Source organism: Pseudomonas sp. AC229, from assembly GCF_979254655.1.
The window spans coordinates 312230-326293 of record NZ_CEEDHK010000005.1; the positions used below are offsets into that span (position 1 = coordinate 312230).

General features: G+C 63.4%; 11 protein-coding genes. 4 read left to right on the top strand and 7 right to left on the bottom strand.

Annotated features, from left to right (window positions below):
• Window positions 1-26: 26 nt before the first annotated feature.
• The 7 genes from AC0IW7_RS09495 to tagH form a co-directional block, all read right to left on the bottom strand.
• A complete protein-coding gene (locus AC0IW7_RS09495) occupies window positions 27-743 on the bottom strand; it encodes a PP2C family protein-serine/threonine phosphatase (protein WP_122496444.1) in 717 nt (238 codons plus the stop codon).
• Entirely contained in the window at window positions 740-1405 is a 666-nt protein-coding gene (gene tagF / locus AC0IW7_RS09500) for a type VI secretion system-associated protein TagF (RefSeq protein ID WP_471817409.1), read from the bottom strand. The genes AC0IW7_RS09495 and tagF overlap by 4 nt, the downstream gene beginning before the upstream one ends.
• Window positions 1406-4921: a type VI secretion system membrane subunit TssM gene (tssM, locus tag AC0IW7_RS09505; protein ID WP_471817411.1), complete on the bottom strand. Its 3516-nt coding sequence runs from the start codon at window positions 4919-4921 to the stop codon at window positions 1406-1408.
• Entirely contained in the window at window positions 4918-6291 is a 1374-nt protein-coding gene (locus AC0IW7_RS09510) for a DotU family type VI secretion system protein (RefSeq protein ID WP_471817413.1), read from the bottom strand. Before AC0IW7_RS09510 ends, tssM begins: the two co-directional genes overlap by 4 nt.
• Before the next feature lie 4 nt (window positions 6292-6295).
• The gene (gene tssK / locus AC0IW7_RS09515; protein ID WP_471817415.1) at window positions 6296-7630 is read right to left on the bottom strand and encodes a type VI secretion system baseplate subunit TssK; all 1335 of its coding nucleotides are present in this window, start codon (window positions 7628-7630) and stop codon (window positions 6296-6298) included.
• A gap of 11 nt (window positions 7631-7641) precedes the next feature.
• Window positions 7642-8121 carry a type VI secretion system lipoprotein TssJ gene (tssJ, locus tag AC0IW7_RS09520; protein ID WP_463549769.1) on the bottom strand — a complete coding sequence of 160 codons (480 nt, stop codon included), beginning with the start codon at window positions 8119-8121 and terminating at the stop codon, window positions 7642-7644.
• Window positions 8122-8198: 77 nt separating this feature from the next.
• The gene (gene tagH, locus AC0IW7_RS09525; protein WP_471817417.1) at window positions 8199-9773 is read right to left on the bottom strand and encodes a type VI secretion system-associated FHA domain protein TagH; all 1575 of its coding nucleotides are present in this window, start codon (window positions 9771-9773) and stop codon (window positions 8199-8201) included.
• A gap of 380 nt (window positions 9774-10153) precedes the next feature.
• On the opposite strand from tagH, the gene tssA reads away from it, so the two are divergent.
• The 4 genes from tssA (at window position 10154) to AC0IW7_RS09545 (ending at window position 13970) form a co-directional block, all read left to right on the top strand.
• Window positions 10154-11170 (top strand): type VI secretion system protein TssA, encoded by a 1017-nt coding sequence (gene tssA / locus AC0IW7_RS09530; RefSeq protein WP_471817474.1) that lies wholly within the window; start codon window positions 10154-10156, stop codon window positions 11168-11170.
• Between the two features lie 99 nt (window positions 11171-11269).
• Window positions 11270-11779, top strand: a complete 510-nt coding sequence (gene tssB / locus AC0IW7_RS09535) for a type VI secretion system contractile sheath small subunit (protein WP_122496435.1) — start codon at window positions 11270-11272, stop codon at window positions 11777-11779.
• A 14-nt stretch (window positions 11780-11793) separates the two neighbouring features.
• On the top strand, window positions 11794-13290 hold the full coding sequence (gene tssC, locus AC0IW7_RS09540; protein ID WP_471817419.1) for a type VI secretion system contractile sheath large subunit: 1497 nt from the start codon (window positions 11794-11796) through the stop codon (window positions 13288-13290).
• A 191-nt stretch (window positions 13291-13481) separates the two neighbouring features.
• Complete coding sequence (locus AC0IW7_RS09545; protein WP_122453684.1) at window positions 13482-13970, top strand: Hcp family type VI secretion system effector; 489 nt, start codon at window positions 13482-13484, stop codon at window positions 13968-13970.
• Window positions 13971-14064 lie beyond the last annotated feature (94 nt).

Here is a 14064-nt window from a genome sequence, read left to right on the forward strand (position 1 = left end):
TTAGCCGCGATGCTCTTCATACCAATTCACAACGCCCGAACCGTAATCGCCGTGATGTTATCCGGCGCCCCCCGGGTAAGCCCCAGGTGAACCAGGCTTCTCACCATAGCGTAGGGTTCGGCGTTGCTGAGTACGTCGCGCAATTCACTGTCGTCGGCGGTTTTGTTCAGGCCGTCGCTGCACAGCAGAAAGTTGTCGCCGGGCTGCACGGTAAAGCTCACTTCGGCCAGCTCCAGCTGTTCAAACACGCCCACGGCGCGGGTGACGACGTTGGCACGTGGGTGCACGCGGGCTTCTTCTTCGCTGAGCATGGCGTTGTCGATCAGGTCTTGCACGTAGCTGTGGTCGCGGGAAATCATTTCCAGCTGGCCGTCGCGCAGGCGGTACAGGCGGCTGTCGCCGGCCCACAGGCACACGGCCTGCTCGCCACGCGTGGCCAACAGCACCACGGTGCTGCCCATCATGCTCACGCCACGGCGCGCGGTTTCTTGCAGCACTTGTTCGTTTACCTGCGCCAGCGCCGTGCGCAGGGCGGCGACGTACTCGGCCAATTCCTGGGGCGCGGGAATCTGGCGCAGCGTGTCGATGATCAGGTTGCTCACGTAGTCACCCGCCGCGTGGCCGCCCATGCCATCAGCCACCACCCACAACCCGCGCTCGGTCAGTTCCAGGCAGGCGTCTTCGTTCACCTGACGCACCATGCCGACGTGGCTGTAACTGGCGGCCTCATACGCGCTAATCATGGCGAATCCCTCAGCACGCTGCGGCGCTCGCCCATCAGCAGGCGGGCAAAGTCTTCCAGCGCCGGCAATCCGTGGCAGCGCAACAGGCCGGCCGCGACCTGATCGGAACCGTGCCCCCACCAGCAGCTGAAGCCATCGCAGCTCAGTTGAGCCAACAGCGCCAAGCGCGCGTGGGGTGTGGTGACGTCGCTGCGCAACAAAGTGCCCAGCCCACCGACATGGGCGCGAGGCGCCACCGCTGGTTCACCCAGGGCGCTGACGGCCTGCTCGAAAAGCTCGACGTCGGCGTCCGGTTCGAGGGTGGACAGCAACAAGGCTTCGGCGCGATCAAACCATTGCTCGTCGCCGCCGACCACGCTGGCGATGTCGGCATCGGCCGGCAGCAGGCAGGCGATGGTCAACGGGAAGTAACGGCCGACGCGGTCGATGCTCGGCATCATCACGCCCGCCACCGGCTGGCTGCCGAGCAGGTTGGCCGGCACGGCGAAACGCCACAGCGGGCTGACCAGATACGCGTCGAGCCAGGCATCGCCCAGCTCGCGCTGGCTGGCGGCCATGCCGGCGGCCAGCCAAGCGTCCCAGGCTTCGATAAACGTGGGCGGCAGGTCGCGACTGAGAAAGTCGCCACGGGCGGCCAGCTTGCCGTAAAACCCAGCGCTCATTTACAGCCGCTCCGGCAGGCTGAAACCCGATAGCACGCGGCTCTTGAACGGGTTGAAGGCGCTGCTGGCGCGCAGCTCACAGGAGATGCTCGCACCATCCACATGCAGGCGCAGGGTGAAGCGGTCTGGCGCGTTGCCGCGTTCCAGTTCCGATTGTTCCAGCAGGCGGAACCACGCCCACGGGCCATCCAGCGTCAGCCCGGAACGGCCACCGGTGGGCGGCGGCAGAATGGACACGCGCACACCACCGGTGCTGTTGGGGCTCGGCCATTGCATCGCCACCGGCCGGCTCGGGCCGTGGTCGTAGGTCATTTGCTGGCCGTCGAGGTCGAGCAAAAATTGCTCGATGCTGGCGTCCATGGCCACAGGCCGCAGCTCGAAACGCACCGCCGGTTGCGTGCCGCCTGCGCGGAAAAACGCATCGCGAATGGCCGCCGCGCGCTGGAAGGTGCCCAGCACGTTGGGGTTGATACCCAGCTTCTGCGCCGCGCCCGGCTGCCAGCGCCAGGTCGCGGCGGAGGTGTCGACGTAGGGCTGCAAGTACTTGCGGAAGTAGTTGTCCATTACGCCGCCCGTGCCGAAGAACAGACCGAAGTCTTCCAGCGTCACGTCGCGGCTGCTGCTGGGGTTGATCGGGTAACGGTCGGCGATGGACTGGCGATACACGCTCACCACTTCGCTGACCCACGCGCCGTTCAATTGATTGCGCACGCCGCCCATCATGCTGTTGGTGGTGGAGTTGACCACCGACTTCACCAGCCCTTGCACCACAGGCGGCTGACGCTCAGCGGTAAGCGCCACGCGCGAGGCGGCAGCGGCCACCTGGTTTTTCGACTCACCCAGCAAAGCCTCGCCACTGGCGCCGACCATGCCGCTGACTTGCACATACAGCGCGTTCATATCGGCCAGCAAGGTGTCGATGGGCGGCGGTTCGTTGCCGGTGGTGGCGACCAGGCTGTTGAGCTCGGCAAAGCGCGCACTGATGGGATCGGTTTCAGCCGGCGCTTCGCTTTGCGCGGCTTGTTCTTCGCCCACTAGCGAACCCAGTTGTTGCTTGAGCTTGTCTACCGTGCCGTCGACTTTCTTGCCTTGTTCGGCGAGCAGACGGTCGGCTTGTTGCAGGTCGGTTTCCTTCGCTACCGCCACCAGCAACTTCTTGAACGGCGAGTTCGGCCCGGAGAGCACGCGCAGCACGTCGGCGGCTTGCGCCACGTTGCTGATCGGCACCACGTCGATGTCACCAAGCAAGCCTTCCCATTGGCGCAGGTAGTCTTCGAAATACAGCTTGCGCACTTCCGAGGCCAAACCGGCTACGCCTTGCACGTCGTCCAGCGTGCGCCCGAGCACCCACTGTTCTTCGGCGATGGTGCCGGCCTGGCTGAGGCTGGCGGTGAGGAACACTTCGCGGTAGCCCCGGTAGGTGAAGAAGCCGCTCAACGGCTCGCTCAATGGCTTGCCACTTTTGCGTGTGAACACCAGCGGCGCATCGCGACCGGCCGCTTCACTGATACGGAAGTCCGGCAGGCCTTGCGGCAGTTTTTGCCGTTTCACCCGGTCGTATACGCGCTGCGCCACCGGCAGGCGTTGCAGTTGCCGGCGCAGGTCTTCCACCAGGTTTTCGTCCAGGCGCGCACTCGGCGGCCGGCGTTCCAGCAGGGCGTCCAAGTGTTCATGCAAGGCTTGACGCTGCTCGGGCGCCAGGTCGCGGGGCAGGGCGCGGTCCCAGTCCAGAGCAATCCAGGCTTTGATGAAGTCGGCGTCGTAATGGTCCGGGCTGCCGAGCATCAAGTAGGCCTTGAGGCCTTCGTAGAGGAAGTCTGAACTGCCGCCGGAGCGCAGCTGTTCTTCCATACGGGTGACCAAACGCGGCGCGAACACGGCAATCAGCAGCTTGCGGTACACGCTGGCCGATTCCTCGCCAAGCATGTCGCCTTGGTACAGGCCGTAACCTTCGGCCCAACCGGGCGGATCGCCGGCCACGTTCTTGATCGCGTTAAGCAGCGGCAGCACCGCCAGCACGTCGCGCTGCGCCGGGCTCAGGCTTTCCAGCGCTGCGGGCAACGGCTGCACGCGTTGTTCGACAGCGGCGATATAGGCCTGGTTGGCGCGGTAGCTGGCAAACCACACGCCGGCCACCACCAACACCACCAGCACGGTGGCGGCCAGGGCGCCGCGCGCCAGCCATTTGCGGCGCCGCTCGACCTTGGCGTCGGCGCCGACCAAGCCGCGCTCACCAAAGGCCACGGTGCGGAACAGGCGCTCGATAAAGTAGCTGCGTCCGGTGCCGTTTTGCCGCGCCAGGTGCTGCCGGTCGAGGTTCATCGACTGCGCCATGGAGCCGATCAGCCGATCAATCGGCGTGCCTTCCTGCGTACCGCTGGTGAGGTACACGCCGCGCAGCAGCACGCGCTCTTCAAAGGTGGTGGGTTTGAACACGCCTTCGAGGAAGCTGCTGAGGTTGTCTTTGAGCGCCGAAACCTGCTGCGGGAAGCCGTAAATCAGATCACGGCGCGCCGGGTCGCGTTCGGTTTGCAGGCGCTCCACCAGGCCTTCGTTCAGGCGCTGTTCGAGGCCGGCGAATTCGCTGGCAAATACCGCCAACGGGCCGTCGGTGTTTTTGCCATCGTCCAGGGCAAAGGTCATGCCCCACACCTGCGCGCGATCCTCTTTGCTCAGGTTGTCGAAAAACTCCATAAAGCCCGGCACCAGGTCGAGCTTGGTGAGCATCACGTAAATCGGGAAGCGCACGCCGAGCTGGGTGTACAGCTCTTGAATGCGCGCGCGAATGGCGCGGGCGTGGGCCAGGCGTTCGGCCTCGGTGCCGAGCAGCAAATCCGACAGGCTGATGGCGATAAACGCACCGTCGATGGGCCGACGTTTGCGCTGGGTTTTCAGCAAGTCGAGAAAGCCCAACCAGGCGGCTTTGTCGACCGCTGCGTGGCTGTCTTGCGTGGTGTAGCGGCCGGCCGTGTCGAGCAGCACGGCCTCGTCGGTAAACCACCAATCACAGTTGCGCGTGCCGCCCACGCCACGAATGGCGCCGCTGCCCAGTTCGCCGGCGAGCGGGAAGTTCAGCCCCGAGTTCATCAGCGCGGTGGTTTTGCCCGAGCCGGGCGGGCCGATGATCACGTACCACGGCAGCTCGTACAGGCTGCGGCGCTCATCACCGCCGAGCTTGGCGCGCTTGAGCAACGCCAGGGCTTCGTCCATGCGCTGCTTGAGGGTCGCCAGTTCTTCTGCGGTGGCCACGCTGGCAGCATCCGGCGCGCTGACGGCGGCCAGGCCGCTCATCACCTTGGCGGCGTTGCGTCGGGCTTGCAGGATGCGGGCAACGCGGTAGCCGATCCAGATTAGAAACAGCAGGGCAATCAGCACCCAGCGGCTGGTGGCCGACGCCAACGGTTCGTGCTCGCCAATGCGCAGCAACGGGCCGACAAACCAGATGATCAGGCTCAGGGCAATCAGGCCCAGCACCGGCATGACCCAGCGGGCGAAAAAGTTGAAAAACGACTTCACTCGACGCCCTCCGCAAATACCGTAATTTCGACCCGGCGGTTGCGCGCGCGGCCTTCGTTGGTGGCGTTCGAGGCCACCGGCTCGGTGTCACTGCGACCTTCGGCACGGAAGCGCGTGCTGTCGCCGGTTTTCGCCGCAAGAATGCCGGCCACTTCCTGGGCCCGCGCCTGCGACAGTTTCCAGTTCGACGGGAAGCGCAGGGTGGCGATGGGGCGGTTGTCGCTGTGGCCGGTGACCAGCACGTTGCCTTTGACTTTCTGCACCGCGTCGGCGATGCGCATCAGCAGCGGTTGCAGGTCGCTGTCGATACTGGCACTGCCAGAGCTGAACAGCTCGTCGCCACGAATGGTCACCACCGAGCGGTCCACCGCGTCTTCCACGGCCACACGCTGAGCTTTGATGTCCTCGGCAAGGAAGCCGGCCAGGCGCGGACGCTCGATGATTTTCGGCTGCATCGGCGGACGGTCGATGGCCTGTACCGGAATTTCGCCCAGGGCATGAATCTTCTTGAACACGGGTTCGGCGTCGGCGGCCAGCTTCATGCGCAGGCCGAACACCAGTAGCAGCAACAGGGCCAAACCGATGGCGATGCCGACCCACGGCGGCAGGTATTGCGAGAGGCGGTCGCGCACCACGCTCAAGCCGCGCCAGTGCGGCGACAGCTCACGGTCGCGCTCACCGCGCACCGAACGAATGGTGGCAGCGGTGCGTTCACGCAAGGCTTCGAGTTGGCTGCGGCCGTCGTTCATGACCCGGTAACGGCCCTCGAAACCGAGGCTCATGCACAGGTACAACAGCTCCAATAAATGCAGGCGCTGATGGGCGTTTTGCAGGCAGTGATCCAGCAGTTGGAAGACCTTTTCGCCGCCCCAGGCTTCGTTGTGCAGGGTGATCAGCAGGCTCTGTTTGCCCCATTCGCTGCTGCTGCCCCACGGCGTGCTGAGCACGGCTTCGTCGAGCGCGGTGCACAACACATAGCGCGCCAGCATCATTTCATCCTGCGGCACGCCGGCCTGGCGCACTTGCTCTTCGAATTGACGCAAGTGCCCGAGTATTTGCGCGCGCAAGCTGGCCGGCGCCGGGTGCGCGATGGTGTTGCGCAAGCGGGTGAGCAAGGCCAGCAGCGGACCGGCGGCCTGCTCCAGCGGATTCAAACCCTGACCGCGCGTGGTGGGCAACGGCGCGCTGGCCATGGGGCCGGCAGGTTGTGCTGGCGGCGGCGTCGGGCGGCCGGCGGCGGCCGGATCCGGCGCGCGTCCACCGGGGCGCGGCATGATCATGGTGCGGTCGTCGGGGCGACCACCACCGGGGTTATTGGTGGAGCCGGTTCCGGGTGGAGGGCTGCCGAACGGATCGTCGATTGGGTGCATCGGATTATCCTCGGATGGCCCAGAAGGCCAGATTCAGCCCCGGAAACTGCCCGGCAATATGGAAAGCAAAACCACCGGAATTAGGCAGTTGCTTCCAGTGCGCGCTGCCGCGATCCAGCTCGAAATAGGTCGAGCCGGCGTGGTACGGCAACTGCCGTGGCGCCACCGGCATCGGCAGCAAGCCAATGCCCGGCAACTGCAAGTTCACCAGGTCGCGAATGTGTTCCACCGAGCCCACTTTGGCTTGCTGCGGGAAGTTGCCGCGCAGGGTTTCGCCCGGCACATCGGCGCGCACCACCAGAATAAAAGCGGCGTTGTCGATCAGGGTTTTGTCCGCCAGCATCGCCACGTGCACGCCGTACGATTTCTCCACAATCGGAATGGCCACGGCCTTGCTGTCGATCACCGTTGCCAGGGCCATGCGCAAGGCGAGGAACACCGGAGCAAAGCTGCCGGCCAGGTCGTCATGGGCGTATTGCGGGTATTCCGCCGGGCGCCGCTCGCTGGTGGTGAACGTCGAGAGTTCGCCAGCCAGGGCCACCAGATCGGTGTACAGGCGCTCCGGGTGCAGCGGGCTCAAACGGGCCAGGTGGCCGGTCAGGGCTTCGGCGCGGTTGATCAATTGCAGCAGCAGGAAGTCGGCAATCTCCGAAGCGCCACCGGCGCTGGAGGCGACTACGCGACCGGCCAGGGCTTCGCCGCGTTGATGCAGCAAGCCCACCAGTTCCTTGCAGAAACCGGCCAGTGGCGCGGCGGCGGCCACATCGAGCAGCGGCGGCAGGTAATCGGGGTCGAGCACCAGGGCGCGGTCGGCGCGTTTTTCCCGCACGCGCACCACGCCGACGCTGGCGTATTCGCCGAGGCCGTCCTTGTCGGTCAGCAGGCGAAAGGCCTGGCCGCCAATGGATACCGGGGCGCGGCTTTCAAAGGCGGCGTTGTCGTCACGCACTTCGCGCACCTGGCTCAGGTAACGGGCGCCGCCGAGGGCTTCGCCTTCGTCCACGGTGTCACGGGTGCCGGCACGGCGCAGCGGCAGGGCCAGGTGCACGATGGCGTCGCGGGCGTTGTCGTCCACGCTCAGCGGCACGGGCGTGCTGTCGTCGCCGGGAATATTGAACGGCGTGCCGTCCGGCAAAATGCCTTTGGCGCTGAGGATGGCGAGCTTGCCCTGGGCCAGCAGCGCCTCGTCGATCTGCAACTCGGAAAAGCCCCAGCCACCGGCGAGCAATGGGCGGCAACGGCCATCAACCAGTGCTTCGAGGTAGCGGTCGTGTTGCTGGAAATGCTGGGGGCGCAGGAACATTCCTTCCGACCAGACCACGCGGTTATTCCAAGACATGCTGGCTCCTGCTAGTTCGCTGAACGCGGGGTGATGGCCACGGCATGACTGCCGACCATCACGTCGTATGGGCTGGTTTTTTGCGCGGGCACGGCAACCACCTGACGCCACAAGGCGTGGTCGAGGTCGCGGTAGCCGACGACGATGGCGAGGAATTTGGTTTGCTCGTCCAACGTGCGCTCAAGTTCTTTTTGCTCGCTGGGGCGCAGCAGCAATTCGTCGTGGGCGACCAGGTCGGAGCCCAGGGCGCTTTCCGGTTTATCGATGAGGCTGAAAAAGTCGGCGCGGGAAAAGTTGTTGGCGCTTTTCAGTTCATACAAGCGCACGCGCACCGGCGCGGGGTCGCCAGCCGGGGAGGGGTTCAGTTCACTGGAGCCGAGAAAGTGCAGTTGCAGCACGGTCGGCGGTGGCGGCGGTGGTGGCTCGGATGCACAGGCGGCCAGCAACGAGGCCAGCACCACGCCGTGCAACAGGGAAAAAATTCTTGGCATTCTTGAGTCCTTGAAATGAGCGCCTGACTGGCGTTGCCCTGGCCAAAGCCGGGCAACGATTCCGTGTATGAAGAAAATTAGCGACGTCGCAAACGGCTGCTGTGCTCCTCGTAAGCGCGGCTGAATTCACGGCCGAACAGGTCTTGAAAGTCGTCCTCGGCTTCGCGCTGGATGCTCGCGTACAAGGCGCTGAACTGCTCCCACAACTGCGCATGGCGCGCGCCGGGTAGCAAGGCGGAAAAGCCGCTGGGTTTTTCGAAACGGGCTTCCAGGGCATTGGGCTCGAAGCGTTGCAACAGATGATGAATCGCCGCCTGCACGCCGGCCATCACGGCCATCTGGTGCGCCTTGATGTCGTCGAAGCCGTCTGCAATGGCCTGGTCCGGGGCGAGGAATGCCTGGTTGCCGGAACGCAATAACAACAGCAGCGCTTCATCCACGTTCGGGGCGAATTTCAGCGGGTTGTTCTGGATCGGTTGAATGGTGGTCTGCTGCATGCGGAACTCACCTTTCAAACTGCTGCGCGCGCGCAGCACCTCGATCATGCCTTCAACCATTTGCCGGTAGCTGCGGCCGATGGCTTCCATTTGCGCTTCGGCTTGCGCCGGGTCGACGCGCAGTTGCGACACACCAGCACCGCGTAAAAATGCCTGGAGCAAGTCGCCGCTTGGCGCCGCGTCCAGCGGTGGCAAAGGCGGTTGCAGGCGAATGGGCTGCGGCTCGCGAACCGGCTCGGGTGTGGGGTCGAGAATGAATTCCTGCGGCGCGGGCGGAGCAGGGGGCGCAACGCTCGGCGTGGTGACAATGCCGGCCCACGGGTCATCGGCCACCGCGCTTGGCGGCACTGCCATCGGCTCGGGTTCAGCCGGCACAGGCGGCGCGACGTAAACGGGCGGCACGGGCGGCACGGCGGCGGGCGGTTGCTGGGCGAACGGATCAGGAATCGCAGGCTTGGCGGCTGAGAGATCGGCAAACGGATCCCAGTCATCCGGAATCATCGACGCGCCGCCACTGGCAACCGGTGTGGCAGCCGGCGCATCAAAGGTCGGCATGGCTTGCGGCGTTGGCGGGCGAAAGTCATGGCGCTCGGCCGGCACATGATCCGGAATCGGCGCAGCGCCGCCCGACGGCGGATTGAGGAAATCAAACAGATCGGGCTTGGTATCCAGCGGCGAGTTGCCCTGGAAATGCGCGGCGGCGTGTTGCGTCACTGGCGTCGGCATGGCGGCCGGCGCAACGCTGCCGGCCTGGCGGCTCATCAAGGCATCGAAGCTGGTGTTGGGGTCGGTGGCGATGCCCGAGGCGGCGCTGCTGGAGGCAAAACCGCTCATGGCCTCGAGCTGCACAAGAATGTCGTACTCGCCCAAGCGCACCAATTCGCCGTCTTGCAAACGCTCGCTGTTGCCGCGACGTAAGCGTTGGCCCGACTGCACCAAGAGCACGCCGTTGGTGCTGTTGTCGGTGATGTAGTAAGCGCCGTCGCGGCTGGTGATGGTGCAGTGCAGGCTGGACACCAGGCGTTCGGGGTCGGGCAGCACCCAATCGTTTTCGGGGCCACGGCCGATGGTCAGGCTACCCTGGTCCAACTGGCGTTCCGACAATTGGCCGGGTGTCAGTTTGTGGTAGCTGGTGATGGTCAAACGCAGTGGCATTGCGACTCCTTGCACACGCCTTGCGGCGTTACCTCCGGGCTGATGCGGGCGGCTTGAAGAAAAGCCTTACCCCGTCGCCTTATTTTTCCTGCGCGAATACTACAGCGGCCAACGCACAGAGTTCCGTCTTTCATCTGAAAATTCAGGATAAAAAAGACACGCTTCACAGATTGATCTTCTAGGCTAGCTGTTGCTCACTCGTCCTCCAAGCGCGGCTTGACAACGCTTTGACGTGCTCCAAGAATGCCCGTCGCCCCGCCAGTGGCGTTTTTTTGAGCCATGGTTTGGCCACCACGCGAGCCGAAGGAATCGGTTCTCGTAGGCACCCCAATCGGATCAGGGCTGCGTTCCAGCAGCCTGATATGGAGATCGCCCGAGTGTTGGATGTACCCGCTTTACTGGCTCCGATAAACGCCGACGCACCCTGCGGCGAGGACCTTGAATACGATGCAGCTTTTCTCGAGCTGGAGCGTAGTGCGCAAGGTCAGCCGGAACGCCAAATGGGTGACGCCGTTTTACCGGCAGAACCGCCCGAATGGCCCAGCGTCAATCAGCAAATTCACGACCTCTTTTCCCGCACCAAAGACCTGCGTGTCGCCAATATTCTGGTGCGCAGTTCCCTGGCCCTTTACGGCCTGCCGGGATTTGCTCAGGCGCTGTTGCTGATCAGCGAATTGCTCAACCAGTACTGGGTCGATTTGCACCCACGGCTGGACCCCGACGACAACGACCCCACCTCGCGCATCAACGCGCTGACCGGCCTTAACGCCGAAGACAACCTGCGCCTGTTGTGGGAGAGCGCCCTGGTGCGCTCGCGCACCTTTGGCACCGTCACGGTTCGTGCCGCGATCAACGCCCACGGCCTGCAACGCTTCGCCAGCGAAACCCTCGGTCAGGATCAATTCAACGCCGCGCTGCGTGACAGCGATGCCGAAGCGCTGCAAACCACCCGCGACGCGGTGGCCCAGGCGCTCACTGCACTGACCGCCATCGAGCGTGAAGTCAGCGAGCAGGTCGGCTCTGATCAGGGCGTCGATCTGGCGCCGCTGAAATTGATGCTGCGCCAGGCCGGGCAAACCCTCGGCGCCAATGCGCAAACCGATACCAGCAGCAACGACTCAGCGGGCGAGGGCGACAGCATGGCCACCAGCGACGCCCCAGCGGGTGCCACACAACCGCCACGGGCCAGTGGTGAAATTGCCACGCGCGATGACGTGTTGCGCCAGCTCGATCGTCTGCTTGACTACTACGCCCGCCACGAGCCATCGAGCCCGGTGCCGGTGTTGCTCAGCCGCGCGAAAACCCTGGTCACCGCAGATTTCGCCGCCATCGTGCGCAACCTTATTCCCGATGGCATGTCGCAGTTCGAAGCCTTGCGCGGGCCTGATTCCGAATGACGTTGGGGCGTGCCCCAACTGCGTAATCCAATAAGTCGGTCATCAGTGGTTTGTCGATGACGTCACTGTTCAGTCGCCTGATGGCGAGGGAGGAGCAACATGGTCACCAGTAGCCAGAAATTCATCGCCCGAAATCGCGCGCCCCGTGTGCAGATCGAATACGACGTCGAGCTGTATGGCGCCGAGAAAAAGGTTCAGCTGCCGTTCGTAATGGGCGTCATGGCCGACCTCGCTGGCAAGCCTGCCGAGCCGTTGGCTCCGGTAGCCGACCGCAAGTTTCTGGAAATCGACGTCGATAACTTCGACTCGCGCCTCAAGGCGATGAAACCGCGCGTGGCCTTCAACGTGCCAAACGCCCTGACCGGCGAAGGCAACCTGAGCCTGGACGTGACCTTCGAAAGCATGGACGACTTCAGCCCGGCGGCCATTGCCCGCAAGGTTGATTCGCTCAGCAAACTGCTTGATGCGCGCACCCAGCTGGCCAACCTGCTGACCTACATGGACGGCAAAACCGGCGCCGAAGACATGATCATGAAAGCGATCAAAGACCCGGCCCTGCTGCAGGCCCTGGCCAGCGCACCGAAGCCAACCGACGAGCCACAAGCTTAAGAGGACGATTTAGCATGGCCGAATTGAGCACCGACAATCAGGCGCTGCCCCAGGCAACGACCGAGCAGACCAGCGAGTTCGCAAGCTTGCTGCTGCAAGAATTCAAACCGAAAACCGAGCGTGCCCGCGAAGCAGTGGAAACCGCTGTGCGCACCCTGGCCGAACACGCCCTGGCACAGACCAATCTGATTTCCAACGACGCCATCAAGTCGATTGAATCGATCATCGCGGCCATCGACGGCAAGCTGACCGAGCAGATCAACCTGATCATGCACCACCCCGATTTCCAGCAACTGGAAAGCGCCTGGCGTGGCCTGCATTACCTCGTCAACAACACCGAGACTGACGAGCAGCTGAAAATTCGCGTGCTCAACATCTCCAAACCGGAACTGCACAAGACCCTGAAGAAATTCAAGGGCACCACGTGGGACCAGAGCCCGATCTTCAAGAAGATGTACGAAGAAGAATACGGCCAGTTCGGCGGCGAACCGTACGGTTGCCTGGTGGGCGACTACTACTTCGACCAGTCGCCACCCGACGTGGAACTGCTCAGCGAAATGGCCAAGATTTCCGCCGCCATGCACGCGCCGTTCATTGCCGCTGCTTCGCCAACTGTGATGGGCATGGGCTCGTGGCAGGAACTGTCGAACCCGCGCGACCTGACCAAGATTTTCACTACCCCGGAATACGCTGGCTGGCGCTCGCTGCGTGAGTCTGACGACTCGCGTTACATCGGCCTGACCATGCCGCGCTTCCTGGCGCGCCTGCCGTACGGCGCGAAAACCGACCCGGTGGAAGAGTTCGCCTTCGAAGAAGAAACCACCGGCGCCGACAGCAGCAAATACACCTGGGCCAACTCGGCCTACGCCATGGCTGTGAACATCAACCGTTCGTTCAAACTGTACGGCTGGTGCTCGCGCATTCGTGGTGTGGAATCGGGCGGTGAAGTGGAAGGCCTGCCGGCCCACACCTTCCCAACCGACGACGGCGGCGTGGACATGAAGTGCCCAACCGAAATCGCCATTTCCGACCGCCGCGAGGCCGAGTTGGCGAAGAACGGTTTCATGCCGCTGCTGCACAAAAAGAACACCGACTTCGCCGCCTTTATCGGTGCCCAGTCCCTGCAAAAACCGGCCGAATACGACGACCCGGACGCCACCGCCAACGCCAACCTGGCCGCGCGCCTGCCGTACCTGTTCGCCACCTGCCGTTTTGCCCATTACCTGAAATGCATCGTGCGCGACAAGATCGGCTCTTTCAAAGAGAAGGACGACATGCAGCGCTGGTTGCAAGACTGGATTCTCAACTACGTCGACGGCGACCCGGCGCACTCCACCGAAACCACCAAAGCCCAGCACCCGCTGTCGGCTGCCGAGGTGGTGGTGGAAGAAGTGGAAGGCAACCCGGGTTACTACAACTCGAAGTTCTTCCTGCGTCCGCATTACCAGTTGGAAGGGCTGACTGTTTCGTTGCGTCTCGTATCGAAGCTGCCGTCCGCCAAAGGCGCGTAAAACGCCGGGAGCTTAGCCCGGGCGGCGTTAAAAGCAGGTTCAAAAATGCTCATTGGCTACAGCCAACTGCATTTGCCTTGCCCGGCCGTCGCTCTCGACGTTTTCCAAAATTTTGCACAGTGCATTTAAACGGACTTGCCATGGTGGTGGGTTCACAAAGATGAAGTGGCTACGGCCACGCAGGAGGAAACATGGCTGTTGATATGTTCATCAAGATCGGTGACATCAAGGGCGAGTCCAAGGACAAGGCCCACGCTGATGAAGTCGACGTATTGGCGTGGAGCTGGGGCATGTCGCAAAACGGCAACATGCACCTGGGCACTGGCGGCGGCGCTGGCAAGGTCAACGTGCAAGACCTGACCCTGACCAAGTACCTCGACAAGGCCACACCGAACCTGATGATGGCGTGCTCCTCGGGCAAGCATTACCCCGAAGCCAAGCTGACCGTGCGTAAAGCCGGCGGCAGCGCGCAGGTTGAATACCTGGTGATCACCATGAAAGAAGTGCTGATCTCCTCGGTGACCACCGGCGGCAGCGGCGGCGAAGATCGCCTGACCGAAACCATCGGCCTGAACTTCGCTCAGGTGCAAGTGGACTACCAAGCCCAGAAAGAAGACGGCTCCAAAGAAGGCGGCCCAATCAAGTACGGCTGGAACATCCGTCAGAACGTCAAGATCTGATAAGGCTGCACCCGCTCTCAACCTGTGGGAGCGGCTTTAGCCGCGATGCTTTTCAGCGATAAAGAGCATCGCGGCTAAAGCCGCTCCTACAGGG

Coding starts and splice junctions, on each gene's coding strand:
- AC0IW7_RS09495 (WP_122496444.1), bottom strand. CDS start 743: ATGATTAGCGCGTATGAGGCCGCCAGTTACAGCCACGTCGGCATGGTG.
- AC0IW7_RS09510 (WP_471817413.1), bottom strand. CDS start 6,291: ATGCACCCAATCGACGATCCGTTCGGCAGCCCTCCACCCGGAACCGGC.
- tagH (WP_471817417.1), bottom strand. CDS start 9,773: ATGCCACTGCGTTTGACCATCACCAGCTACCACAAACTGACACCCGGC.
- AC0IW7_RS09545 (WP_122453684.1), top strand. CDS start 13,482: ATGGCTGTTGATATGTTCATCAAGATCGGTGACATCAAGGGCGAGTCC.
- tssB (WP_122496435.1), top strand. CDS start 11,270: ATGGTCACCAGTAGCCAGAAATTCATCGCCCGAAATCGCGCGCCCCGT.
- tssC (WP_471817419.1), top strand. CDS start 11,794: ATGGCCGAATTGAGCACCGACAATCAGGCGCTGCCCCAGGCAACGACC.
- tssK (WP_471817415.1), bottom strand. CDS start 7,630: ATGTCTTGGAATAACCGCGTGGTCTGGTCGGAAGGAATGTTCCTGCGC.
- tagF (WP_471817409.1), bottom strand. CDS start 1,405: ATGAGCGCTGGGTTTTACGGCAAGCTGGCCGCCCGTGGCGACTTTCTC.
- tssJ (WP_463549769.1), bottom strand. CDS start 8,121: ATGCCAAGAATTTTTTCCCTGTTGCACGGCGTGGTGCTGGCCTCGTTG.